Origin of the sequence: Pseudomonas sp. JUb42, from assembly GCF_024807945.1 — a bacterium.
Lineage (GTDB): Bacteria > Pseudomonadota > Gammaproteobacteria > Pseudomonadales > Pseudomonadaceae > Aquipseudomonas.
In genome coordinates this window covers 131,759-154,055 of sequence record NZ_JANUFD010000009.1, presented here as the reverse complement: position 1 = coordinate 154,055, position 22,297 = coordinate 131,759, and the positions used below count along the sequence as shown (strand labels likewise).

Annotated in this window: 23 protein-coding genes and 1 pseudogene; 15 read left to right on the top strand and 9 right to left on the bottom strand. The window is 54.7% G+C overall.

Going from position 1 to position 22,297, the window contains the following annotated elements:
* The first annotated feature begins 28 nt into the window (after positions 1-28).
* From M2401_RS19145 to M2401_RS19105, 9 genes are all read left to right on the top strand, one after another.
* Entirely contained in the window at positions 29-388 is a 360-nt protein-coding gene (locus M2401_RS19145; RefSeq protein ID WP_259105135.1) for a cupin domain-containing protein, read from the top strand.
* The gene (locus tag M2401_RS19140; RefSeq protein WP_259105133.1) at positions 378-2,036 is read left to right on the top strand and encodes a choline dehydrogenase; all 1,659 of its coding nucleotides are present in this window, start codon (positions 378-380) and stop codon (positions 2,034-2,036) included. The genes M2401_RS19145 and M2401_RS19140 overlap by 11 nt, the downstream gene beginning before the upstream one ends.
* A gap of 277 nt (positions 2,037-2,313) precedes the next feature.
* A complete protein-coding gene (locus M2401_RS19135; protein WP_259105131.1) occupies positions 2,314-2,907 on the top strand; it encodes a TetR/AcrR family transcriptional regulator in 594 nt (197 codons plus the stop codon).
* A gap of 99 nt (positions 2,908-3,006) precedes the next feature.
* Entirely contained in the window at positions 3,007-3,651 is a 645-nt protein-coding gene (locus tag M2401_RS19130; protein WP_259105130.1) for a DsbA family protein, read from the top strand.
* A 48-nt stretch (positions 3,652-3,699) separates the two neighbouring features.
* Positions 3,700-3,888, top strand: coding sequence for a hypothetical protein (locus M2401_RS19125; protein WP_259105129.1), 189 nt, complete (start codon positions 3,700-3,702; stop codon positions 3,886-3,888).
* 160 nt (positions 3,889-4,048) lie between these two features.
* Positions 4,049-5,305 carry a beta-ketoacyl-ACP synthase II gene (gene fabF, locus M2401_RS19120; RefSeq protein WP_259105127.1) on the top strand — a complete coding sequence of 419 codons (1,257 nt, stop codon included), beginning with the start codon at positions 4,049-4,051 and terminating at the stop codon, positions 5,303-5,305.
* A gap of 39 nt (positions 5,306-5,344) precedes the next feature.
* A complete protein-coding gene (locus M2401_RS19115) occupies positions 5,345-6,007 on the top strand; it encodes a DsbA family protein (RefSeq protein WP_259105126.1) in 663 nt (220 codons plus the stop codon).
* 122 nt (positions 6,008-6,129) lie between these two features.
* Positions 6,130-7,398: a beta-ketoacyl-ACP synthase II gene (fabF, locus tag M2401_RS19110; protein WP_259105125.1), complete on the top strand. Its 1,269-nt coding sequence runs from the start codon at positions 6,130-6,132 to the stop codon at positions 7,396-7,398.
* Between the two features lie 353 nt (positions 7,399-7,751).
* On the top strand, positions 7,752-8,336 hold the full coding sequence (locus M2401_RS19105) for a helix-turn-helix domain-containing protein (RefSeq protein WP_310504138.1): 585 nt from the start codon (positions 7,752-7,754) through the stop codon (positions 8,334-8,336).
* Positions 8,337-8,385: 49 nt separating this feature from the next.
* On the opposite strand, the gene trxB is transcribed toward M2401_RS19105, so the two are convergent.
* From trxB to M2401_RS19090, 3 genes are all read right to left on the bottom strand, one after another.
* Complete coding sequence (gene trxB / locus M2401_RS19100) at positions 8,386-9,363, bottom strand: thioredoxin-disulfide reductase (RefSeq protein WP_259105124.1); 978 nt, start codon at positions 9,361-9,363, stop codon at positions 8,386-8,388.
* A gap of 165 nt (positions 9,364-9,528) precedes the next feature.
* Positions 9,529-9,852, bottom strand: a complete 324-nt coding sequence (locus tag M2401_RS19095; protein WP_259105123.1) for a co-chaperone YbbN — start codon at positions 9,850-9,852, stop codon at positions 9,529-9,531.
* A gap of 1 nt (position 9,853) precedes the next feature.
* Positions 9,854-10,456 (bottom strand): carboxymuconolactone decarboxylase family protein, encoded by a 603-nt coding sequence (locus M2401_RS19090; protein WP_259105122.1) that lies wholly within the window; start codon positions 10,454-10,456, stop codon positions 9,854-9,856.
* Between the two features lie 398 nt (positions 10,457-10,854).
* Here M2401_RS19090 and M2401_RS19085 point away from each other — a divergent pair.
* The 3 genes and pseudogenes from M2401_RS19085 to M2401_RS19080 form a co-directional block, all read left to right on the top strand.
* Positions 10,855-11,083, top strand: a pseudogene (locus M2401_RS19085) (IS5/IS1182 family transposase); the annotation flags it as partial.
* 662 nt (positions 11,084-11,745) lie between these two features.
* On the top strand, positions 11,746-12,132 hold the full coding sequence (locus M2401_RS34615; protein WP_409033953.1) for a DUF3742 family protein: 387 nt from the start codon (positions 11,746-11,748) through the stop codon (positions 12,130-12,132).
* 59 nt (positions 12,133-12,191) lie between these two features.
* Positions 12,192-12,557: a DUF3742 family protein gene (locus M2401_RS19080; RefSeq protein WP_259105121.1), complete on the top strand. Its 366-nt coding sequence runs from the start codon at positions 12,192-12,194 to the stop codon at positions 12,555-12,557.
* A 29-nt stretch (positions 12,558-12,586) separates the two neighbouring features.
* Here M2401_RS19080 and M2401_RS19075 read toward each other — a convergent pair whose 3' ends face one another.
* The 6 genes from M2401_RS19075 to M2401_RS19050 form a co-directional block, all read right to left on the bottom strand.
* Entirely contained in the window at positions 12,587-14,119 is a 1,533-nt protein-coding gene (locus M2401_RS19075) for a conjugal transfer protein TraG N-terminal domain-containing protein (RefSeq protein ID WP_259105120.1), read from the bottom strand.
* The gene (locus M2401_RS19070; RefSeq protein ID WP_259105119.1) at positions 14,116-14,466 is read right to left on the bottom strand and encodes a hypothetical protein; all 351 of its coding nucleotides are present in this window, start codon (positions 14,464-14,466) and stop codon (positions 14,116-14,118) included. The genes M2401_RS19075 and M2401_RS19070 overlap by 4 nt, the downstream gene beginning before the upstream one ends.
* Before the next feature lie 13 nt (positions 14,467-14,479).
* Entirely contained in the window at positions 14,480-15,847 is a 1,368-nt protein-coding gene (locus tag M2401_RS19065) for an integrating conjugative element protein (protein ID WP_259105118.1), read from the bottom strand.
* A gap of 12 nt (positions 15,848-15,859) precedes the next feature.
* Positions 15,860-16,801, bottom strand: coding sequence for a TIGR03756 family integrating conjugative element protein (locus tag M2401_RS19060; protein ID WP_259105117.1), 942 nt, complete (start codon positions 16,799-16,801; stop codon positions 15,860-15,862).
* Complete coding sequence (locus M2401_RS19055) at positions 16,798-17,220, bottom strand: TIGR03757 family integrating conjugative element protein (protein ID WP_259105116.1); 423 nt, start codon at positions 17,218-17,220, stop codon at positions 16,798-16,800. Before M2401_RS19055 ends, M2401_RS19060 begins: the two co-directional genes overlap by 4 nt.
* Before the next feature lie 421 nt (positions 17,221-17,641).
* The gene (locus M2401_RS19050; RefSeq protein WP_259105113.1) at positions 17,642-18,274 is read right to left on the bottom strand and encodes a TetR/AcrR family transcriptional regulator; all 633 of its coding nucleotides are present in this window, start codon (positions 18,272-18,274) and stop codon (positions 17,642-17,644) included.
* A 116-nt stretch (positions 18,275-18,390) separates the two neighbouring features.
* Between M2401_RS19050 and M2401_RS19045 the strand changes: the two genes are divergently transcribed.
* From M2401_RS19045 to M2401_RS19035, 3 genes are all read left to right on the top strand, one after another.
* Positions 18,391-19,140: an SDR family NAD(P)-dependent oxidoreductase gene (locus M2401_RS19045; RefSeq protein WP_259105111.1), complete on the top strand. Its 750-nt coding sequence runs from the start codon at positions 18,391-18,393 to the stop codon at positions 19,138-19,140.
* Entirely contained in the window at positions 19,133-19,891 is a 759-nt protein-coding gene (locus tag M2401_RS19040; RefSeq protein ID WP_259105108.1) for an SDR family oxidoreductase, read from the top strand. Before M2401_RS19045 ends, M2401_RS19040 begins: the two co-directional genes overlap by 8 nt.
* 305 nt (positions 19,892-20,196) lie before the next feature.
* Positions 20,197-22,272 carry a hydantoinase/oxoprolinase family protein gene (locus tag M2401_RS19035; RefSeq protein WP_259105107.1) on the top strand — a complete coding sequence of 692 codons (2,076 nt, stop codon included), beginning with the start codon at positions 20,197-20,199 and terminating at the stop codon, positions 22,270-22,272.
* The last annotated feature ends 25 nt before the right edge of the window (positions 22,273-22,297 follow it).

The window sequence follows — 22,297 nt, the reverse complement described above, 5'->3', positions numbered from 1 at the left end:
ATCACTCTTCAACTTAATGGTTACTCTCATGCCTGCAGACCGACGAGCGTTGAAAACCACCCTCCTGTCCCGACATTTAGCTACTTCGGATACCCGGCGTAAAACTGTGGCTTGGGCTGTCTGGCAATGCGCCGATGCCATCTACAGCCACGAATACGACAAAGAAGTGTCCTTTCTGGTTCTGGCAGGTTGCGCCCTGATCGAGCTCAGCAGCGGAGACAGAGTGGATGTGTTGCCGGGTGATTTTGTGACAATACGCCCCGGCATTTCTTGCCGCTGGCACATCAGCGAGCCGATGGAAAACCGTTACTGCTACCACGATTCCTTTGAAATCGCGGAGCGGCGCGCTTTGCTGTCATCGCCACAGGACCAATCCCATGATCAATAATCTTGAGTTCGATTACATCATCGGTGGAGCCGGATCGGCGGGTTGTGTGATTGCCAGACGGCTCACCGATGCTGGCCATCGCGTCCTTCTGCTTGAAGCGGGGCCTGATGACAGATCTTGGGTCATTCGCATGCCTGCAGGATTACGCTCGATTTTCAAACCGTCGTCCAAATACAACTACCGGTTTGAAACGACGCCGCAGGTGCATCTCAACTCACGTACGATCCAGCAGCCTCGCGGCAGGGTTCTGGGTGGATCTTCATCGATTAACGGCATGACCTGGCTACGGGGCCACTCCCTGGATTACGACCGCTGGGCAAATGAGGGCGCAGACGGCTGGGCATGGAAAGACTGCCTTCCGTATTTTCGGAAAGTAGAAAGCAGTAGTATTCGCGGGCTGTATCGTGGGCACGACGGGCCAATTCATGTCCAGCGTCAGGAGCAGCTCAGCCCACTGAACAATGCTTTCTTGAATGCGGCGATGCAGGCCGGATTGCCGATGACCGATGATGTGAATGGCTATCAGCAGGAAGGCGTATCACGGTTCGAGATGAGTGTCGAAAATGGTGTGCGCAATAGTGCGGCGTACGGCTATCTTCATCGTGACAAAGCCATTGAAAGGATGACGGTGTGGAGCGGCTGCAAGATTCTGAAGATTAATCTGGAGGGCACTCGAGCTGTTGGATTCAAGGTCCGTTATCAAGGGCGTGAGATCAATGTCCTCTCGCGGATCGAGACCATCGTCTGTTGTGGCGTATTTGGTTCGCCGCAGTTATTGATGCTGTCCGGTATCGGCCCGCGCCAGCACCTCAATCAACTGGATATCAAGTGCCACGTTGATCTGCCTGGGGTTGGCCAAAACCTTCAGGATCACCTCGAATGCCATATCCAGATCGAGACCAGACAGCCTGTATCCTTGAATAAAGAGCTGCAGCCACACTGGATGCTTAAGGCAGGTATCGAATGGTTTTTGCTTAAAAAGGGTGTGGGTTCAGTCAACCAGTGCCACGTGGGCGCCTTCATTTATAGCGATGAAGATATGCCACACCCGGACATACAGTTTCATTTCTTTCCAGTGTTTTTCGACAAGAACTGGATCCCGACGCCAACCACCTATGGTTACCGCATAGGTGTCGGCCCGATGCGTCCTATGAGTCGCGGCGACGTGCGTCTGCAAAGCAAAGACCCGGACGATCCATTACTGATCAATCCGAACTATATGGCAGAGGAAGATGACTGGAAAGTCATGCGTCAAGCAATGCGTATGGGTATCAAGGTCTCAAGGCAGTCTGCGTTCAAGGATTTCCATTTCAAGGAGCACACGCCGGGAATTGATATCGACGATGACAAAGTATTGGATGACTTTATCCGTGAAGACGCTACGAGTGCATATCATCCCTGCGGGACCTGCAAGATGGGAGTGCGACAGGATGCGATGGCGGTGGTCGACCCGGATGCTCGAGTTTATGGCGCACGCAATCTGCGAGTGATTGATGCGTCCATCATGCCATCGGTGCCCAGTGCGAACATAAATGCGGCCACGATCATGCTCGCAGAGAAGCTGGCGGACGTACTGTTGGGTAGAGAGACGTTAAGCCCGATGAGTCTTCCGGCGAAATCAAATCTGGCGGAATCAGTGGTCAACTGAATATGTGGCATCGACGAATCGGGAGGGCTGGCTCAGTGCTGCAATGCGAGGGCACGAACAACCGACCTTCGCTGAGATGGCGGCCCTGGTGATCTATGGCCGCTGCCCTTAGCTGCGTTTCTCACGGTTCAATAGCCACTATCAATCACGTCTAGTCATGGGCGTTGTGATTCGAAAGCTCGTCCGGTCTATCGGGTTTGGAGCTACACCGATTCGCTGGTTGACGCGGAGTTCTGGAACGATCAGACTGGAAGTCGATCAATGAAGGAAACCACTCATGACGCAGATGGGCCGCCCTCGCGCTTTTGACCGTGACTTGGCTGTCGATAAAGCAGTGTTGCTGTTTTGGCGGCACGGCTTTGATTCGACTTCACTGAGTCAGTTGAAGGAAGAACTGGGTATATCTGCGGCTAGTTTCTACGCGGCTTTTGGTTCGAAGGAAGGTTTATTCAGAGAGGCCATCACCCGTTACGTTGACAGCTACGGCAGGGCGACCTCGCCACTTTGGAACAGTTCTATATCCCCCAGCAAGGCGCTTGAGCAAGCGTTAACAGAATCGGCACGTATGCAAACTGACAAGGCGCACCCCCTGGGTTGTCTGCTCGTCATATCGACCACAACGTCGGCGGAAAATGAGCATCTACAAACGTTGCTCAGCAAGGCGCGCAGACGTATTCGCGAGGGTATTAATGCTTGTCTGCTTCGAGCGCGCCTTGAGGGAGAGGTAAGTGCGTTGGTTAGTATTGAAATTCTTTCTGAGATTTTTTGCGTTTTTCTCTTCGGCCTTACTACGCAGGCGCGTGATGGTGCTTCTTATGAGTCTCTAAAGAAGGCCATAGATGCCATGATGGCATTGGTACGGAGCGGCTGAACATTATTTTTCAGGTGTACTAAGAAAGCTCAAAATTTTTTATTCAATTATGGATCGATTGATCCGTAAATCACAGCTCTACAGATTGGAGTAACGAGTATGGCCAAGCCACTTAAGATTGATTTTATATCCGACATTTCCTGCGGGTGGTGCGCTGTTGGTCTGCGTGCCGTTGAGGAAGCCATCCGAAATATCGGATCAGAGGCGCTTGCAGAGTTTCATTTTCAGCCTTTCGAGCTGAATCCTAAGATGCCAGCAGGCGGAGAAAATCTCATCGATCACCTCAATCACAAATACGGTCCCAGCGCAGCGGAGCAGTACTTTTCTGCTACTCGTGCGAATGGTGCCGCAGTGGGCTTTGAATTCAATCTTAATGAGGATAGCCGCATATACAACACTTTTGACGCTCACCGTTTGCTGCACTGGGCCAGCCTGACAGGAAATCAGACAGAGCTCAGCCATGCTTTTTTCGAGGCCCACTTTACCCAAAATAGAGACCCTAGTGACCACGACGTGCTACTGGCGTGTGTAGCAGTTGCCCAGCTTGATGTTACAGAAGCCGGAAGAGTACTTGCCTCTAACGAATTCGGAGATGAGGTACGGGAGCTTGAGGCAAACGTGGAGATCATGGGGGTTCATGCAGTGCCAACAATTGTAATCAACGACCAGTACATGATTTCGGGAAGTCGGTCAGTTGCCGCCTTCGAACAATTTCTTCGCAAGGCACTCAATCCGGAGCCTTAGTGAATCGGGTACTTATTATTCTTGTATTCAGCAAAGGGGCAAAGAATTATGATCGACGATTCCAGCATTGGTTTAACTCAGTGGGAAAAAGAGGCAGGTAATTGCGCAGATGGCTTTTGCGGATTGCCTGAGAGAAAGGCTGAGCCTTTACCATCTCGCGAGCCTCGACAAAAATCTAAAGAGGTAATCAACATAAAAGACGTGCCTGCAAGCCCATTGCTGCCGCCCGATGAATAAAGTTCAACATATGTGGAGATGTGCGGGCAGCGTTAGATCCTAGATCTGATCCTAAAGGCGAACGGTCGGCGGATACGTCCTTTAATCAATTATACAAGGTGACCCTAAAAGTCATATTGCTAATTAATTTAACTGTCAAACGTACAATTGAGGTGCTTCTATGCGTATTGTTGTCACTGGATTAGGGGTAGTGTCCCCATTAGGCTGCGACGTTGAAACTGTCTGGGAAAATCTCCTCAACGGACGGTCCGGTGTACAACGCCTCAAGCCCGACTTTGCCCCAGGGGTTGTCTCGCAGGTGGCAGGGCTGGTGCGGGATTCAACTGAGGTTGGGGGATTTAATCCTGATGGTGTAATCGAACCGCAAAACCAGAAAAAGATGGATCGATTTATCCAGTTCGCAATTGCTGCCGCCGCTCAGGCATTGGCGCAAGCAGGTTGGGCTCCTAAAACTGAGGCAGAACAACAACGTACGGCTACGGTAATCGCGACCGGCATTGGTGGGTTTCACGCTATCACCGAGTCAGTGCGAATTACCGATGGGCGTGGCCCTCGTCGCTTGTCGCCGTTCATTGTACCAGCCTTCCTCGCGAACCTTGCGGCAGGTTGGGTGAGCATCCTCAATAGTCTCAAGGGGCCTATCGGAGCGCCAGTCACCGCGTGCGCTGCAGGTGCCCAGGCGATAGGCGACGCAGCACGCTTGATTCGTTCTGGTGAGGCTGATATAGCGATTTGCGGCGGAGCAGAAGCGTCCATCAACAGGGTCAGCATGGGAGCGTTTGGCGCTGCCAGGGCTTTATCCTCTCGATTCAACGAAACGCCTGATTTGGCATCTCGTCCTTTCGACATTGATCGAGATGGTTTTGTCATGGCGGAAGGTGCAGGGATGTTGGTTATTGAATCACTCCAGCATGCGCTCGCCCGTGGCGCGGTACCCATCTCGGAATTGGTCGGTTATGGAACCAGTGCCGATGCTTATCATTTGACCTCAGGACCAGAAGATGGATCCGGGGCCAGCCGCGCGATGATGGCTGCGATAGCCCAAGCGGGGATTTCGGCTGATGCAATCGGCCATTTGAACGCTCATGCGACCTCAACCCAAATCGGGGATCGAAGCGAGTTAGCCGCGATCAAATCGGTTTTCGGCGAAAGCCCTCGCTTGGCAATCAGCGCAACCAAATCTGCAACGGGCCACATGCTAGGGGCTGCAGGAGGCATTGAAGCGATTTTTACTGTATTGGCTCTTCGTGATGCAATGGCACCTCCGACCCGAAACCTGGGTACCGTCGATTCGATGGCTGAAGGCCTCGACATTATCGGCCACCTTGCCCGGTCGTTATCAACGAATTACGCGATGTCAAACGGTTTTGGTTTTGGCGGCGTAAATGCCAGCGTTATTTTTAAAAAATGGAGTTGAAACTCGGGCAGCCGTTAGCAAAATGCTATAGGAAACAGAATGAAAAAAAATCTGAAAATTGACTTTGTCTCTGATGTTTCTTGTGGTTGGTGTGCCGTCGCTTTGCAAACGCTGGAAATAGCGTTAAGAAATGTTGGGCACGACGTAACCGCTGAAATTCATTTTCAACCGTTTGAGTTAAATCCAAAAATGTCTATAAAGGGTGAAAATCTTACCGAACATTTAACTTATAAGTACGGTGGTCGGGGTGCCGCACAGTATTTTGCAGGCACGCTTGAGCAAGGCACACGTGTTGGTTTTGACTTCAATATTGACAGTAGAAGTCGTATATATAACACCTTCGATGCGCACAGATTATTGTGTTGGGCTGGAGTAAAAGGTAAGCAAGTCGAGTTAAAGCATGCGCTTTTCAATGCACATTTTTCCGAGAATAAAAACCCGGGCGATCACGGTGTTTTGCTAGCTTGTGCTGAGATCGCGCAGTTAGAAGTGATTGAGGCCAGACAGGTATTGAGTTCGCAAGCTTATAGCAGTGAAGTCAGGTCGCTGGAATCTCAGTGGCGCCGCCAAGGTGTTCATGCGGTGCCGACAGTTATCATTAATGATTATTATATAATTACCGGTAGTCGATCCGTAGAGGTGTTTGAAGAGGGTATTCGAGCAGTCATGGATTCGAAGTCGACCGCAGTTATTGATATTTAATTAGTCTTTAGTGCGGTAGAAGATAATATTGATATATTGGCTATTCGGTTTTTTACGCAAGTTAAAGCCTTGTTTATTGTGCTATTGCTTTGGTTAGTTTTATTTTAAGAAAGGAGTTGTGTATGCGCATTGTTGTTACAGGGCTAGGCGCTGTGTCCCCGCTCGGTTGTGGGGTTGAAGCAGTTTGGTCTCGTCTGATCGACGGGCATTCGGGTTTACGTCGTCTAGCCCCCGGATTTGCGCCTGATGTAGCGTCCCAGGTCGCGGGGTTGGTTCCCGAGGTGGATGAGCCGATAGGGTTTGATGTTAATCGAACTGTAGACGTCAAGGATCAGAAGAAGATGGACCGATTCATCCAGTTTGCACTGGCCGCCACGGATGAGGCAGTCCTGCAGGCTGGATGGATTCCTCAGGATGAGGCTTCTCGCGAACGTACGGCAACGGTCATTGCTACCGGTCTTGGCGGGTTTCCCACCATCATTGCCGCAGTCAGGACGACAGACGCACAAGGTACGCGGCGGCTTTCTCCTTTTACTGCTCCTTCTTTCCTTGCCAACCTTGCTGCTGGCTGGGTCAGTATCCGCTATGGATTCAAAGGGCCTATCAGTGCTCCCGCGACAGCCTGTGCCGCTGGCGCACAGGCGATAGCTGATGCCGCAAGACTCATTCGTGCAGGTGAGGCCGATGTGGCTATTTGCGGCGGCGCCGAAGCAGCCATCGACCGAGTAAGCATGGGCGCATTTGCCGCAGCCCGGGCGCTTTCCTCGAATTTCAACGACACACCAGAAAAAGCATCGCGGCCGTTTGATGTCAATCGAGACGGCTTTGTGATTGCCGAGGGCGCAGGCATCTTGGTCTTGGAGTCGTTGGAGCACGCCTTGGCTCGCGGTGCAAAACCTATTGCGGAGTTAGTAGGTTATGGCGCTAGCGCCGACGCCTATCATCTGACGGCGGGCCCTTCTGATGGTTCTGGCGCACAGAGGGCAATGCTTGCGGCAATCGGCCAAGCTGGGATTTCTCCCTCTCAGATTGGTCATCTCAATGCTCATGCAACTTCGACACAGGTGGGAGACAAGAGTGAGTTGGCCGCGATAAAAGCGGTGTTCGGCCGTGGCGCGCAACTGGCGATCAGTGCCACCAAGTCGGCGACCGGTCACATGTTTGGAGCAGCTGGAGGTATTGAAGCACTCTTCACCGTGTTGGCCCTGCGCGATGGGATCGCGCCACCCACGCTGAATTTAGACCATGTGGATCCTATGGCTGAAGGACTGGATATCGTAGGTAAGGCCGCCCGCAGCATCACCACGGATTACGCCTTGTCAAATGGGTTTGGATTTGGAGGCGTCAACGTCAGCGTGGTGTTCAAGCGATGGTTATCCGATGACCACTGATCGTAGTGGAGGATGCGATGAGTATTTGTCCATTTTGCTATACAATGGAAGCCTTTCATGCTGCGATCTTACGAGGGTCCATTACAGCCATGAGATCACTCCCTCGAGTCGCGCATGGAAAAGATCTCTTGGCCTACTGCTGGATTAGTAGCAGAAAATGTCAGAGTGAGGTTGTGACTCTAGATTTAGTTAAGCATGGGATTTCGCAGTTTTATTCAGCTACTGGTATTGCGCTTGTTTTCATGCATTACTCAGGTTAATCTTCAGCTAATTGCTGATTGATTTACGTCATCGGACGTGCGTATTTCATTCCGGTTGGCATTAATGCTAATGTTTTTCAGAGAGAGTAAATTGTGGCAAGGCCCCGTGAATTCAATGAAACTGATGTCGTGCGATTGGTGAGCCGGACGTTTTGGCAAAAAGGATATCAGGCCACTTCAATGCGCGATATCGAAGATGCAACGGGGCTTACCGCTGGCAGTATTTATAAGGCGTATGGAAGCAAGCGAGAGTTATTTTTATTGTGTCTTGAACAGTATTTGAAGGAAGAGTCATATTTGGCTCTTTTGCTGGCAATGTTTGAATCGCCTCTCGATGAATCCCTTAGAATGATTTTTGACACAATTATTGATACCGCTTATGAAGGCAGCGAACGACCTGCAGGTTGTCTCATAACGAAACTTTTTGCTGAATTATTGAGCGTTGATGCGTGCCTTGGTCGTGGGGCTATATCCGGGTTGAACGAGATGCAGAAGACACTGCGACTTCGTTTGATGTGGGCTCAGGAAAATGGCGATTTGGACAAACGTGCGGATGTGGACGCATTGGGCGCTTATCTGATGGTGGTCATCCAAGGAATGCTGGTTGTCTCGACTTCTACCAAGGATATTCTCGCGATGAAAATGGCGAGGGATATGGCTCTTTCCAGCCTGCACTAGGTGTAGAGCGCACATCCCATGCCTCCCTACTACTTGGGAGATCTTTCGATTACCGAGAAGGCGAACCACGAGCAATTTCCTGAGTTTCGAGATAACGTTGCGCGTCTAAAGCTGCCATGCATCCTGTACCTGCGCTAGTAATGGCCTGTCGATAAATGTGGTCCTGGACATCTCCTGCGGCAAATACGCCCGGGATGTTAGTTGCTGTGGCCATGCCATCAAGGCCAGAACGTGTCTTGATAAAGCCATTTCGCATGTCGAGTTGACCTTTGAAAATATTTGTGTTTGGTTTGTGACCAATGGCAATAAACAGACCATGAACTCCGAGCGAAGAAATTATGTTTTCTTCAGTCGACTTTATATTGATGCTGGTCACACCACTAGAGTCTCCGGTTATTTCATCAAGTGTGTGGTTATACTTTATAATAACCTTTCCTTCTGCGACTCGGGTATTTAGCCGCTCGATCAGGATTGCCTCGGCACGAAATTTTTCTCGACGGTGGACTATCGTGACCTTGCTGGCAATATTCGACAGGTACAGCGCTTCCTCGACAGCGGTATTACCCCCTCCGATCACCGCTACTTCCCGGTCCCGATAGAAGAAGCCATCACAGGTAGCGCAGGCCGACACACCTTTGCCCATAAATGCTTCTTCCGATGGCAGACCCAGGTATTGCGCCGATGCACCAGTAGCGATGATAAGAGCGTCGCATGTGTAATCTCCCTGCTCACCGATCAAACGAATTGGCTTTTCCTCCAACCTGGCAGTGTGTATATGATCAACAATCAACTGTGTATTAAAGCGCTCGGCATGCTCTTGAAAACGCTGCATCAGCTCAGGTCCTTGGACTCCCTGCGGATCTGCTGGCCAGTTATCTACATCTGTCGTTGCCATCAATTGACCGCCTTGCTCGATGCCTGTAATCAGCACCGGATTCAAATTAGCGCGTGCCGCATAGACTGCGGCTGAAAAACCAGCAGGACCCGATCCCAATATTAGTACACGCGCGTGCCTGCATTTGGACATTTAATAATACCTCTTATAATTTTAGGGCGATTGAGTGGTAATGATTTCTATGAACAGGCTATTTATCGCTCACGATCTGCCAGTTGCTGGTGTCGTCAGATAAGCCCGATCCCGACTAAAGTTTCTAGTCGGAATGGGGTGGGGGGCTGAAAATACTTCAGAGATTCACGTAGCGCTTGCGACGGCTCTACGTATCATTTCGTAAGGTACTTTACCCATTAGCTGATCAACGCGTTGTCCCGCGCGATAAATTTGCAAGTTTGGCAGACTTCGAACGTCGTAATCGTTCAGCAGGTGCTTGTGCTCCTCCGCGTCGATCTTGACGATACGAAGGCTTGGGAACTCTTTAGCCAGGCGATCAAGCATTGGAGCCATTGCTCGACACGGTGCGCACCATGTTGCCCAGAAATCAACCATCACAAATTCGTCTTCACGAATATGCCGAACCAAAGATTCACCGTCGACATGCATCATTTGTTCACCTTCCATATTATTCTCCGTGGGTTGGCGAGTTGGCGGCAGCGCGGATATCAGCACCTGGGTAGACCAAGCCTTTCGTGTAGCCGCTTTCTTCGCTGCTATCGATTTGCATGGTGATGTTGAACTTGTTACCCCAATTAAAGATGCTGCAAGCAAACACCAGTTCGATAACCTCTTCTTCGCTGTAGGTCCCTGCGAGCCTCTCGAAGAATCCATCAGGAATATAGTTCGGATCGCCGGCGATGTACTCGGCAAGCTGGACAGCTAACGCTTCGTTCAATGGGAGACGGTCAAAGTCGACCTTTCCAAAAAAGGCGGATTCTTTTTCTTTGATCAACTCTCGGGTTGCTTCGGTACGCACTTCTTTACAATAAGTGCAGTCATTAATTTCACCGGTTTTAAGCCGCATCATTTCAAAAACATGAGCTGGAATGCGACCTGCGCCGAAGAAGGATTCGAAAACAGGGACAATGGTTTTCAGCAAGGCGGGTTGCCGAGCGATAGTGCCGAACATGGAGCTATCTTGCCACCAGCCATTGCTAGCCCCCGCAAGGAGTTCGTTGACCTTTGGATCAGGGGATTGGCCGGGTTTCAAGGCTTGGAAACGACTCATTATGATTCTCCTATCGTTTTATCGTTGTTATAGATCTAGAGTAATCGCGCCGAATTTTAGGGAAACGCGCGCTTCCTAATCTAGTGGTGTCGATGATGCTTGTCAATACATGCGCTGAGCGCACCCAGATTTCGCGTTATCGCAGTCTTCGGTTGGGGGGCTCCGAGGAGTCAACTGGTTTCATGATGGAGAGCTAGACAGTGCGTAGCTTCCTACGCGGTTTGTGAGTTGTAAGTGGCGTAGGGACACTGGTGGGCACGTTATAGCGTCATCCGACCATGGCGCAGCTGCACAGAGCCGTATCGGCTTAATTCTGATTTTTGCTACGGCCTTTGTTCATGAGGCATGGAGTGAAACGGACAAGTTCGATTGCTATTGGCCGATTCTGTTGGAAATTGTTTTGTGATAACTCGATATTTCATTGTCTATTCAGCGAGTTGCTGCGCGGCTGCATCGTCGTAAGCTTGGTCAAGCACGAAGGTTGTGCTTTGGATGCCGACATTATCCAATGCGGATGCTAGTCGGCAACGAGGCGTACCCAACAAAGGATAAGTGAACTGGAGCGATCCGTCGTTGAGTACTCGCGCCGTACGTGAGTATCTTGAAGCACTGGATGAAGAATCTTTGTAAGCGTCCGAAAATAATTCAAAACCAAGATCCCGGCCCAGATAGGGCTATCGACTCCTGTATTTATTTATGCACCCTACACCTTGGGATCGCCTCCGGAATCTGGCGTTGAACCCTGTGCTCTTGCTGTCTATGAACTGGAGGACTCGACGCTGCTTGCCATCAAGCAGCAGAATCTGGATTTCTTCAAAAGTGCGACTCAGTGGCGAGAGCGTCAGCCATAGCGACGGTATCCAGCCGACTATACGTTTCAACCTTGGAAGCCCACGCCCGTCCCCCTGGAGTATGACGATACCGGTGCGTGGTTCGGTAGTTGCGCTCCTGACAATCGAGCAAGGTTCCACGAAATAATTAAGGCTGGAGAGGCAGAAGGAGGTTTCTACACTCGGACTGTTTCAAAGGAAGCCATGATCGTAGTGCTTCCTACGCTCAAGCAGGTGATTTACTCATACTGGCGAGACTGATCCGGTTCTTTCTCGCTTACCGCTTCCTGACTCCCGCAGTAGCGCGGCTGGCTGAGGTAGTGAGTCGCATGTGTCCCTCTAGTCTGGGTGCTTTCGGAAACCTCCCACAACATTGTCGGAAAAAGCCGATTTCAGCGTAATTCGCTTTTTTGATCTTCTCGCGCTTTGGAAAGGATTGTTTCAAGCGAGGGAGCCAAGGTGAAAAGGTCAGGTAGAAAGCCCGGTCGTGCGTTCCGTTTTGGTTATTTTTGGGGCTCCGCGACCCGTCGATATGCCTTATTCGAAGCGACCACTATGAGACGGTGGCTGCTAGCCAAAGGCACCAATTCCAAGCTCTGCGACTGGCTTCTCCTCATACCGAAGGTCATCCTCATAGGCCTGTCTTTGTGTGTGCTGTTCTGGGTTGTAGTGGTCTATCTTGGGGTTTTGGTTCTCCAAGCGCTTGCGGAACTCAGGGCTGTGCCTGTCTACGTGGTAAATGACGAAAATGGCTGGCGGGACGGACCGGCTGGTTTCGGATACTACCGCGGGGACTACCGCGTTGATGGAGGCAGAGACGAGAACCTGGAGCAGGGCCGTGCGTGATAGCGCGATAGGGCAATCACCTCAATGCGCTTTGTAATTTCAAAAGGGAGATGATCAACATGGACGATTCAAAGAATGCCCAATGCCTGTCACGTCAGGCGGGCCGCTTAGCAGGCGAGGCTGTACGTCGTTACCTATCTGTTGAAAGAGTCATGAAAACCTGGCTTATCAGTAGAGGTGTAAACGCTACCGTATGTACATGGGTTTTCCTGATACTCAAGCTCGGTCTCACAGGTCTTGCTTTGTATGTGTCGTTTTGGATTGCTGCGACTCTCTTCGGGCTCTGGCTCCTCAAAGAAATGGCAGTGGCAGGCTTGAACTCCAAGGCGACGGACACTCAGGAAGGCTGGGACTACGGCCATTCTGGTTTTGGCTACTACATCAATGGGTATCGCGTGGATCCGGGCCGGGACGATGATGAATGAGGGAGGCACTTTGGCCTCCCTCCGAGACGTCATTTCTTCATCTTGCTCTTGATGGCCGCCATGCCAATGTCCTTAAGAGCGTCCCCACCTTTTGCTCCTGCTGCTTGAGCATCTTTGGTCCCGGTAATTAGCCCATCCATGGCTTTTCCAGCATTCACTCCTGCGAAACCTAGTGCTGCCACCCAAAAGGTGGGCAGCACGATGAACATTGCACCCAGCACAAAATTCAGCAGCATATCTTCCTGTTCGTTATTCATCCCTAGTAACGGATTGAGCGTGCCATGTGGTGAATTCGACCCATACAGGGCATCTATTATCGTGGTGTCCAGCCACCGACCTAGCTGAAACCAGAAGTCGACAAAGATCATCGCAAACTGGACGATGGAGACGGTTATGACCGACTTCAAATCAAAAGTGCTAAGCACCAGCAGCAGCGGTATGCAGATGATCAACGCCATCTTCAATAGCGCCATCACCATGGGTAGAGCTTGACGCACCACATCCATGGCCGGGAAATACGCGAGCGATCCTATCCCTAAGCCCAAAGCCCCAGCCGTACGACTCATATCGTTGAACATCGACCCACCCACCTGTCCCCCATAATCGGTATACACCTGCCCCTGAGTCATCCGCTGCGCCCGGGGCGATGCAATCTCCCGGATTAGCGCATCGTTAACCTCGTCCGGGCTCATGAAGCTGGCCCAGTTGACGAACCGCTCCACCAGCCCCGTATCAACCTGGGCCAGCAGACGATCGCGCAGGCCTTTACCGCCGTCGCTCCACCACTGATCACACATCGGGAAGCCACCGCCATTCTTGACTCTCGGCATGCCGGCATCACGCACCGGGTCGTAGGGCCATTCCTGTCGCGGCGAGCGCGAGTAGTAGTTGTTGTAGTAGCCAGGCTGAGTGCTGAAGTAGCGGGAGCCGATCCAGGTGACATCGTTCATTACCTTGGCATCCAGCGTGGGCCGGTTCATGAACAGCTTGGCGCGGGAGGCTGCGTAGCAGTCCTTGGTGAAGTCGGAGACCTCCTGGGCGAGGATCGGGTCATGAATGCGGATTTTGCTGATCTCCATACGCATCTGGCGCAGGTCGGTGCCGCAGGGGATCGAGGCCACGGCCGCGTTGGTCACCGCCTTCGACATCGAGTGAGTGAAGAACCACCACACCGGTACCTTGGCGCTTTGGTTGTTCAGGGTCGTGAAGGACTTGCCCCACTGGGTGTCCTGGGGCTGAGCGACCTGGTACTGACACTGTATCGAGCGGGCCTCGTCGAATTTCAATGTGCCAATGTCCAGATCAACCATGGGCAGCCCGGCGAACATGATCACTACCAGGGCCACCCAGACGCGATTCTCGACGCGTATCGTCGAGAGCATGCCCTTGTTGCCTTCGTCGGCACCCTCGCTGCGAGCCTTGAGCCATTCCTGGATGATGATAGCGATGACGGGCAGGGCGTAGAGCCCTGAGTCCATGAGCACCTCCCAGATGCCATTGCTGACGATCCAGGCGACCAGGGTCAGGTAGTACTCCAGGTAATCGTTGGTATAGAGCGTCATGCTGCCCCCCATTGGCCGTTGGATTGGGCGCGTGAAACTTCAAACAGCACCAGCACCAGGACGAAACCGACTTCCGCCCGCAGCAGCCTTGAATGTCTTTCGGGCTCGCGTTCCAGTAGCTTTCTGCGCAGGGGAATCCAGCCCGCGATGATGCCGCCGTAGAGCATCAGTCGCCACGCCAGAAAGTGTCCGTAAGATTCGGCGCGCCACGCCTGCCAACCGTCCAGGCTACCGGTCAGGTAAATGCCCAGCAGATTGATCGCGATGCCGACGATCAGGATCATCATGGCCAGGGCGAACAGCCCCCAGGACATGGATCTGAGGAAATAAAAGGGATTGATCTTCATCAGGTGAGCGCTCCTATGGGTTGTCCTGGCGGGTGGCTTTCTGCGCGTCTTCCAGACGATTCATGTCGGTCTCGCCCTGGTAGATCGAGCGCGAGTTTTCCTGGCGTTCGCGATAGCGCGAGATGATGGCCATCGGCGAATTGCTGGCCAGCGTGCGACGCAGCTCCAGCTCGGTCTTGAGGTTGTCGATTTCCAGTTTGAGGTTCTGGTTTTCTTGGCTGATGGCCGAGGTGGCCACGTCGTTCGCCGAGACATTTGGCTCCTTGTTGCCGGCAAGCAGGGTGCGCTGCAGCAGAAGGGCTTTTTCGAGAATGCTGGACACCGCAACCTCGGACGCCAGACGTTGGGCCAGCAGCTCCTGATCGGGCTCATCCTTGAGCGCTGCGATAACGCCCCGGGTAATGGGCAGTGAGTTGCTGCTGGCAGCGGCGAGGTTTTCCGGGGTGGTCTCCTTGCTGCCGGAGATCAACTCCTGCAGCGCCTGCAGCTTGCTGTCGTATTCCTCCTGGATCAGTGGGGTGAGGCCGACGCCAGCAGTCGTGCTGGATTTGGTGCAGGTCTCGCAGGTCTGTTGCTCGACTTCGCCGAGCACCCGGTTGGCGAACTGAGCGGCTTCGTCCGGAGACTTCCAGGTGCCGCACAGCATGCCGCTGTTGCAACTGCCCTGACTGATGGCTGAAGTGTCCGTCGCGCTACGGCTATTGAGCAGGTTGTAGCCAGCCTTGGTCACCTCGCTCACTACCCGTATCGGCTGCTGGCCCTGGCCGCCGGCTTTGGTGCCCCCGATCCACGGCACACCGCTATTGCCCTTGGACGACTCCGCAGTCTTGGTGGCAGCCACTGCATCGGGATTGCGGCTCACGGCTTCCTTCAGCGCCTGGCCGTCGGCAAGAGCGCTCCAGCCGGCCTGATTGCCCGCCAGATCGGCCATCTTTGCGGTCATGGCGGTACAACTGACCTTGGCGCGATCGAAGTCGAGCCGCGCCTGCAGAATGCCGTTGGTGAGCAGGTTGTATACCCCAGGATCCGCCCGCTGAATGATCAGCGCCGGTAACGAAGCCACCGCCCCGGTAGCGCCCTGGATCACGCTGCTCATGATGTTGCGAAAACCATCGGTGGCACCGTTCAACTGGTTCTGCAGCGTGGTCGACAGATCCATGTTTCCGCACATCAGATTGCTGTTCCAGCCCACACCGACACCGATGCTTTGCATATTGCCGGCACGGCCCATGGTTACCGCGTTTCCGCCGCCGATGCTGTACAGCACATCGTCACCGATGACGCTGCCAGAGGTCTGCGCATTGAGTGGCTCTGCCTGTGCCGTGGCAGAGACGAACAGAGCCAACAGCGGCAGTCTGGCGAGAAGTAAAAAGTGATTCATAAGCGGCCTCGATCAGTAAATGCCGGTGCTGCCCAGAAAGGTCTGACCTTCCCGTTTGCAGCAGCTATATGGGCGCCACAACGCCCAGGCGTAAGCGCCACCCAGGGCCTGGACGCTTGGTGTGAAATCAGGGAAGACCCCACAGATGGGGCTGGTGATGGGGGTGAGCTGCTGCCATTTGCCGGTGCGAATCTGCATCTCTTTCAACTCGCCGGCCGGCCAGTAACCCGGTTGTGGAATGGCCAACAGCGGCTGATACACATGCACCTGGCCAAGCCGGGTGACGATGTCTCCCGCGCGCTGCGCCATGACGGCCGCGGCCTTGTAATCATCGGTCTGATGCAGGAAACCGCTACGCGGATAAACGCTGCCCCACAAATTGAGCATCGTGCGATTGCCGATCTCCCGCATACCCGGGATCAGCGCCTGGGGAAACACACTTTCAGGCACCCCATTTCGCCAGGCGAGGCTGTCCAGTGTGCTGAGCATATTCGGCACATAAGGCGTACCGGCGCCCGAGCAGGCATACCCTGAGCCACTGGCAAAACTGTTGAAAGCCGCGATCCCGGGGTGGCCAATCACATCGACGTTCTTGAACACCGACAGATTGTTTTCATGAGAATCAGCCGTTGTGCCGCTGCCACCGCCCATTGCAGAAGCATTGGGTGAACTCAGACTGCTGACCTCAACCCAGGGATTCATCCCGGTGGACGAGTAGCTGGAAACCACCGCGTCAGGCACGTAATGCCCGACCTTCGAAGACGTCTTCACATCACAGCCGAAGCTCGTGCACATCAACCAGTAACAGACCCCAACCACGCGGTAGTCCATGCAGGTCGGCGAGAACACGGAGGGGACAATGGTTGCCGTTGTCAGCGCGAAAGCCGGGGTGCTGGTCAGCAGCAAGGCGGGCAGGGTGCGTTTGGCGAACTGGTGCAGGGAGAGAAGAGTCATGGCTCAAGGCTCCGGTGTTGTTCAATGCGCTCCAGTGCACGCTGGATATCGGTTTCGCCGTAGATGACGTACTTGCGATCAACCACCACCGCCGGGATGCGAGTGACGCCCATGCTCCAGGCATCGGCGACATCCTGGTGGGCTTGGGTCAGGCGGGCGGAGAGGGCTGGGGTCAGGCGTTGCTGGACGATGGCTTGGGCTTTGGATGGGTCTGCGGGCAGGTTGGTGGAGAGCTCGGCTTCCAGGGTTGCGGGAAGGTCGAGGGTTATGGTGCGGACTTCTTGCGTTGTGGGGATGGGGTGGTGGGTGTCGGTTATGAGGATGGTTTCGGCCCATGCGGTGGCATGGGTGAGCAGGAGGGCAGTGATGGCTAGTTTTGCTTTCAAATTCAAAGCAAGGGATGCGACTGGGAGGTACATGGCTATGTGTCCGAAGAGGCCGTCGGACGCAGTTAACAGGGGCAGGCGGGATGGCGCAGTAAACAAACTGGTTTTGGTAAGTTAGATTTTGGTACCCAGTTCTAGCGGGGCCAGGTCCCAAACCGTCTCGCCGTGGGACCGACATGTGCCATGGTATTTTCCGTGAACACCAGGTGCAGCCTGCTGATACCCTTGTCCGGAGGCCCCGGCCTGACTCTCTCCAGATCGAGCACGATCCACATGTAATCCTGACAGAGAGGCCACATGACCATCCGCCGCGCTACTTCGCTTCGCCCTGGACAATTCAAGCACCTGATCCGCGTTGCATCCGTAACTGGCCGAATGTCAGAGCGCGATGTAATGCTTTTGTGGATCACGCACACCACTGGTATTCGCGTATCTGAAGAAAGCGCTGACGCGTTCAAAGTTTCCGGTCAGAGGAATGTCGGTCCTGGTTTTTTCCGGCAGTAATTATCCCGATAGCAAAGCTTGTCAGGGTGTCGGTCAGTTCGGACACTGGGATTTCAGGGGTGCGCCACTGTGAGTGCCCGTAGAACATACCAATTAAAGCGTCAGTTATCACCCCGGTGCACTCGCTAGTGCGGTCCTGTTCGCTGCGCTCAGTCGAGACGATGGTATTCAAGAGGCTCGCGTAGCTGCATTTGAGCTGGTTGATTTCTTTCTGCTGATCTTCAGTGAGGTTAACGAACTCCCGGGTCACCAGAAGCAGGCGATTTTTTTCTGCAAGGCTGAACGATACGAACGCATTAATAAAACGGCGCAGGCGCTCACGATTGCTGTTTGCGCCGCGCATGCGTCTTTTGGTGTCGGCAAGCAGGTCGGACAGAGCGGCTTCGATCAGTTCGAACAGCAGGCATTGCTTGTTTTCGATGTGGTTGTACAACGACCCTGCATGCAGCCCCAAATGACCGGCCAGATCGCGCAGACCTATGGCCTGATAGCCTCGGGTGGCGAAGAGTTCCAAGGCGGCATCGACAAGGCGGTCGCGGGCACTGTTCGGGACGCATTTAGCGGGGGGCGTGACCGCAGGCATTGGAGTGTCCTGTGTGGTTGATAATAGGCATTCGCTGACGTCGAGCAGGCAAATTGGGTTTGACCAAATGTAAGACAACAGGCATCTTACGTAAAGACTAATCGCGGAGGTGTTTTATGGATGGGCAAACGGTCGTAATCGTCGGTGGCGCCTCGGGTTTGGGCCTTGAAACTGCGAAGTTGATGCGCAAGCGCGGAGCAACGAAAATCGGCATTATCGACAGAAATGCAGAGTTAATGGCCGTTGCCGCAGAGATCCTGCGCGCCGAAGGCTGTGAAGTCGCGACAGCGGCAGGCGACATCTCGCGCAAGGAAACCGCCCACGGTGCGTTCCAGCAGATCGTTGACGCCCTTGGCCGCGTCGATTGTCTGGTCAACAGCGCAGCGATTTATCCGCGCCAGGAAATTTTCGAGATCAGCGACGAAGAGTGGGATCTGGAAAACGCGATTAACATCAAGGGCACCTATCACATGATGGTGGCGGCGGTGAAGCACATGCAGGCTTATGTAGCTGCGCCTGCTGTGACCGGTCGAATCGTCAATGTCACGTCCGTTGATGCCTTCAAGGCTCACCCGCAGAACGCCCACTATGCTGCGACCAAGGCCGCCGTGGTCAGCCTGACCAAATCTTTCGCCCAGGCCTGCGCCAAGGATCAGATCCTGGTCAACTCCGTGGCCCCGGCCGGCTTTGCCACCGAGCGCGCCAAGCAACTGGGTTTCCTCGGTGAGCTGGCCGCCGCCAACCCTCTGGGTCGGGCTGCCGAGCCTGCGGAAATCGCCGAGTGGATCGTGATGATGGGCAGCAGCCGCAACAGCTACGCCACCGGTGAAAACGTGATTGTCAGCGGGGGATATATCTATGCCTGATTCAGCGTCCGGCCTGGCCCGTTATAAGTGTGCCCTGGTGACCGGGGCTACCAGTGGCATCGGTAAGGCCGTGGTCATTGCCCTGCGCGATGCCGGTCTGCAAGTCATTGCCGTAGGGCGCAGCCCCGAAGCCTTGCAGGCGTTGCGCGAAGAGAGGGGTGTGGTAGTGGTTGAAGCCGATATCCGCCAGGTCGAAGTTTTCGATGCCGTCCTCGCGCAATACCCGGTGGACGTGCTAGTGAACAATGCCGGCGTGCTGTCCAGTCGCGCAGCCTTTCAGGATATCGATCCCGCCGAGATCGACAATATGTTCGATATCAACCTCAAGGCGCCGTTGCACCTGACGCGCAAGGTTGTGCCGGGAATGATCACGCGGGGTCATGGCCATCTGTTCTTTATCGGATCCAGCGCCGGTCGTGCGCCGCACCCGGGGGCGGCGGTGTATGGCGCGTCCAAGGCCGGTATCAGCCTGTTCTGTGATGCTCTGCGCTGCGACCTGTTGGGCAGTGGCGTGCGGGTCACGGAAATTGCCCCGGGCCGGGTCCAAACTCAGTTGTACAAGGCGGCCATGGGCATGCAGGCGGCCGGTGAGCAGCTGTACGACGGCTATGAATCGATCATGCCCGAAGACATCGCCCAACTGCTGTTGGCGGCGCTAAGCTTACCGCAACAAGTGGACGTGTCCCGGCTCGAGGTGTTCCCGACGGCGCAGGCGGTCGGTGGTGCGCGGATGGTGAAAACTCTGGGCTGATGATGGGCGCGCTGCATGCGCTAATTTAAGTCGGTTAATCAAATGAATGTTGGAGGTAGGAGCCAACTTATTGGCGAGAGGTTTTGCGCGGCGTGTCCGATCCACTGCCTCGCGAACAGGTTCGCTCCTACCGACTTGTTGACTGACCGGCATTAGGGTATGCGCCCGGCCGGTCATTTATGTACGCCGTAACGGGCAGAATGACGAGCCGCAATGCTTGACTACCTGTAAGACAACATATAACTTACATTTAAAGCGGCGCCATCGCTGCCTTCATGACATCAGCAATTCCAGGGGATACGACGATGACTGCGACTTCATGCCGGGTCGGCGTGGACATAGGTGGGACCTTTACCGATATCGCGCTGGACGTGGACGGGGTGCTGCATTCGACCAAGATTCTGACCGACTACGAGTTGCCCGAGCGTGCCATTCTGAGCGGCGTGAAAAGCGTCGTGGAAGCGGCTGGGCTGACGCTCGCGGATATCGATCAGTTGATCCACGGCACAACCCTGGCGACCAACGCCCTGATCGAGCGGCGCGGAGCCAGGACGGCGTTCATCACCACCGAGGGTTTTCGTGACACGTTGGAAATGCGCACCGAAAACCGCTTCGAACAATACGACATCAATATCACGCTGCCGCCGCCGCTGATTGAGCGCGAGCACCGTTACACCCTGCGCGAGCGCCTGGATGTCCACGGTGATGTGCTGATCGCCCCGAGCAAGGTTGATATCGACGCCCTGGTCGAGCGCATTTCCGAGGGCAACTACCAGAGTATTGCGGTCGGCCTGATTCACAGCTACGTCAACGGCGCCCATGAGCGCTTGCTGCGCGATGCCTTGCAAAGCCGCCTGCCGGACGTTTCCGTGTCGATTTCCAGCGAAGTCTCGCCGCAGATACGCGAGTTCGAGCGCTTCAATACGGTCTGCGCCAATGCCTACGTCAAGCCACTGATCAAGTCCTACCTAGACCGTCTGGTGGTGACGCTCAAGAAGTCCGGAGCCGATTGCCCGGTGTTTATGATCCATTCCGGCGGCGGGATCATTTCCGTGCAGAGCGCCGCCGAGTTCCCGGTGCGCCTGGTAGAGTCCGGCCCGGCGGGCGGGGCGATTTTCGCGGCGGATATCGCCCGCAAATATTCCCTGGATTCGGTGGTGTCGTTCGACATGGGCGGCACCACAGCGAAGATCTGCCTGATCGAAAACCAGGTGCCGAAAACCGCCAAGACCTTTGAGGTGGCCCGGACCTGGCGCTTCAAGAAAGGCAGCGGCATGCCCATTTCGATACCGGTGGTGGAGATGGTCGAGATCGGCGCGGGGGGAGGTTCCATCGCCAGTATCGACAGCATGCGCCAGATTCGCGTCGGCCCGCACAGTGCCGGTTCCGAGCCGGGCCCGGCCTGCTACGGCCGGGGTGGTGAGCAACCGACCATCACCGATGCCAACCTGCTGCTCGGGCGCCTGGACGCCGACAACTTCGCGGGCGGCGCCATGCGTCTGCATACCGACAGCGCAGCAGCTGCGGTCGGCCGTGCCATTGGCACACCGCTGAACATGGAGGCGGTCACTGCCGCCTACGGCATCTGCGAAGTGGTCGACGAAAACATGGCCAATGCCGGGCGCGTGCATGCAGTGGAAAGCGGTAAGGACATTGCCGAATACACCATGATCACCTTTGGCGGTGGCGGCCCGCTACATGCGGCGCGCCTGTGCGAGAAAATGGGCGTTTCGCGCTTCCTGGTTCCGGCCGGTGCCGGGGTCGGCTCTGCCATTGGCTTCCTGCGTGCGCCGTTCGGTTATGAAGCGGTGCGCAGCGCGTTCGTGCGCCTGTCCGAGTTCGATGCGCCCCAGGTCAACGCGCTGATCGACGACATGCAGGCCGAGTCCATCGGTTTCCTGCGCCAGGGCATGCCCGAGGGCGAGCCAGAGCTGGAGTGCACGGCGTTCATGCGCTATGTCGGCCAGGGTTGGGAAATTCCTGTCAGCGTGCCGTTCAAGGCCTTCAGTACCAGCGACACCGCGCAATTCAAGAGCCTGTTCGAGGCCGCCTACACCATGTTCTTCGGTCGCCCGATCGAAGGGCCGGATATCGAGATCGTCAGTTGGTCGGTCAAGGCCAGTTCGCCGCTGCTGGCCGTCGTGCCGGTGGAGCAGGTCAAGGCCTCCCACCGCGCCGAAGAAGTTGCACGACGCCAAGTCTTCGATGTAGTCAGCGGCGGCTTTGTCGAGGCAGGGATCTTCCAGCGTGAAGTCTTGCAACCCGGAGCGAGGGTCGACGGCCCGGCGATCATCGCTGAGCGCGAGACCTCGACTTTCGTCTCGTCCACCTTTACTGCCACGGTCCAGCCTGACGGCTGCCTGCTGGTTGTTCGGCGTTAAGCCTCACGTGCATAGAAGGCGATTC

Coding starts and splice junctions, on each gene's coding strand:
- M2401_RS19145 (WP_259105135.1), top strand. CDS start 29: ATGCCTGCAGACCGACGAGCGTTGAAAACCACCCTCCTGTCCCGACAT.
- M2401_RS19140 (WP_259105133.1), top strand. CDS start 378: ATGATCAATAATCTTGAGTTCGATTACATCATCGGTGGAGCCGGATCG.
- M2401_RS19135 (WP_259105131.1), top strand. CDS start 2,314: ATGACGCAGATGGGCCGCCCTCGCGCTTTTGACCGTGACTTGGCTGTC.
- M2401_RS19130 (WP_259105130.1), top strand. CDS start 3,007: ATGGCCAAGCCACTTAAGATTGATTTTATATCCGACATTTCCTGCGGG.
- M2401_RS19125 (WP_259105129.1), top strand. CDS start 3,700: ATGATCGACGATTCCAGCATTGGTTTAACTCAGTGGGAAAAAGAGGCA.
- fabF (WP_259105127.1), top strand. CDS start 4,049: ATGCGTATTGTTGTCACTGGATTAGGGGTAGTGTCCCCATTAGGCTGC.
- M2401_RS19115 (WP_259105126.1), top strand. CDS start 5,345: ATGAAAAAAAATCTGAAAATTGACTTTGTCTCTGATGTTTCTTGTGGT.
- fabF (WP_259105125.1), top strand. CDS start 6,130: ATGCGCATTGTTGTTACAGGGCTAGGCGCTGTGTCCCCGCTCGGTTGT.
- trxB (WP_259105124.1), bottom strand. CDS start 9,363: ATGTCCAAATGCAGGCACGCGCGTGTACTAATATTGGGATCGGGTCCT.
- M2401_RS19095 (WP_259105123.1), bottom strand. CDS start 9,852: ATGGAAGGTGAACAAATGATGCATGTCGACGGTGAATCTTTGGTTCGG.
- M2401_RS19090 (WP_259105122.1), bottom strand. CDS start 10,456: ATGAGTCGTTTCCAAGCCTTGAAACCCGGCCAATCCCCTGATCCAAAG.
- M2401_RS19080 (WP_259105121.1), top strand. CDS start 12,192: ATGGACGATTCAAAGAATGCCCAATGCCTGTCACGTCAGGCGGGCCGC.
- M2401_RS19075 (WP_259105120.1), bottom strand. CDS start 14,119: ATGACGCTCTATACCAACGATTACCTGGAGTACTACCTGACCCTGGTC.
- M2401_RS19070 (WP_259105119.1), bottom strand. CDS start 14,466: ATGAAGATCAATCCCTTTTATTTCCTCAGATCCATGTCCTGGGGGCTG.
- M2401_RS19065 (WP_259105118.1), bottom strand. CDS start 15,847: ATGAATCACTTTTTACTTCTCGCCAGACTGCCGCTGTTGGCTCTGTTC.
- M2401_RS19060 (WP_259105117.1), bottom strand. CDS start 16,801: ATGACTCTTCTCTCCCTGCACCAGTTCGCCAAACGCACCCTGCCCGCC.
- M2401_RS19055 (WP_259105116.1), bottom strand. CDS start 17,220: ATGTACCTCCCAGTCGCATCCCTTGCTTTGAATTTGAAAGCAAAACTA.
- M2401_RS19050 (WP_259105113.1), bottom strand. CDS start 18,274: ATGCCTGCGGTCACGCCCCCCGCTAAATGCGTCCCGAACAGTGCCCGC.
- M2401_RS19045 (WP_259105111.1), top strand. CDS start 18,391: ATGGATGGGCAAACGGTCGTAATCGTCGGTGGCGCCTCGGGTTTGGGC.
- M2401_RS19040 (WP_259105108.1), top strand. CDS start 19,133: ATGCCTGATTCAGCGTCCGGCCTGGCCCGTTATAAGTGTGCCCTGGTG.
- M2401_RS19035 (WP_259105107.1), top strand. CDS start 20,197: ATGACTGCGACTTCATGCCGGGTCGGCGTGGACATAGGTGGGACCTTT.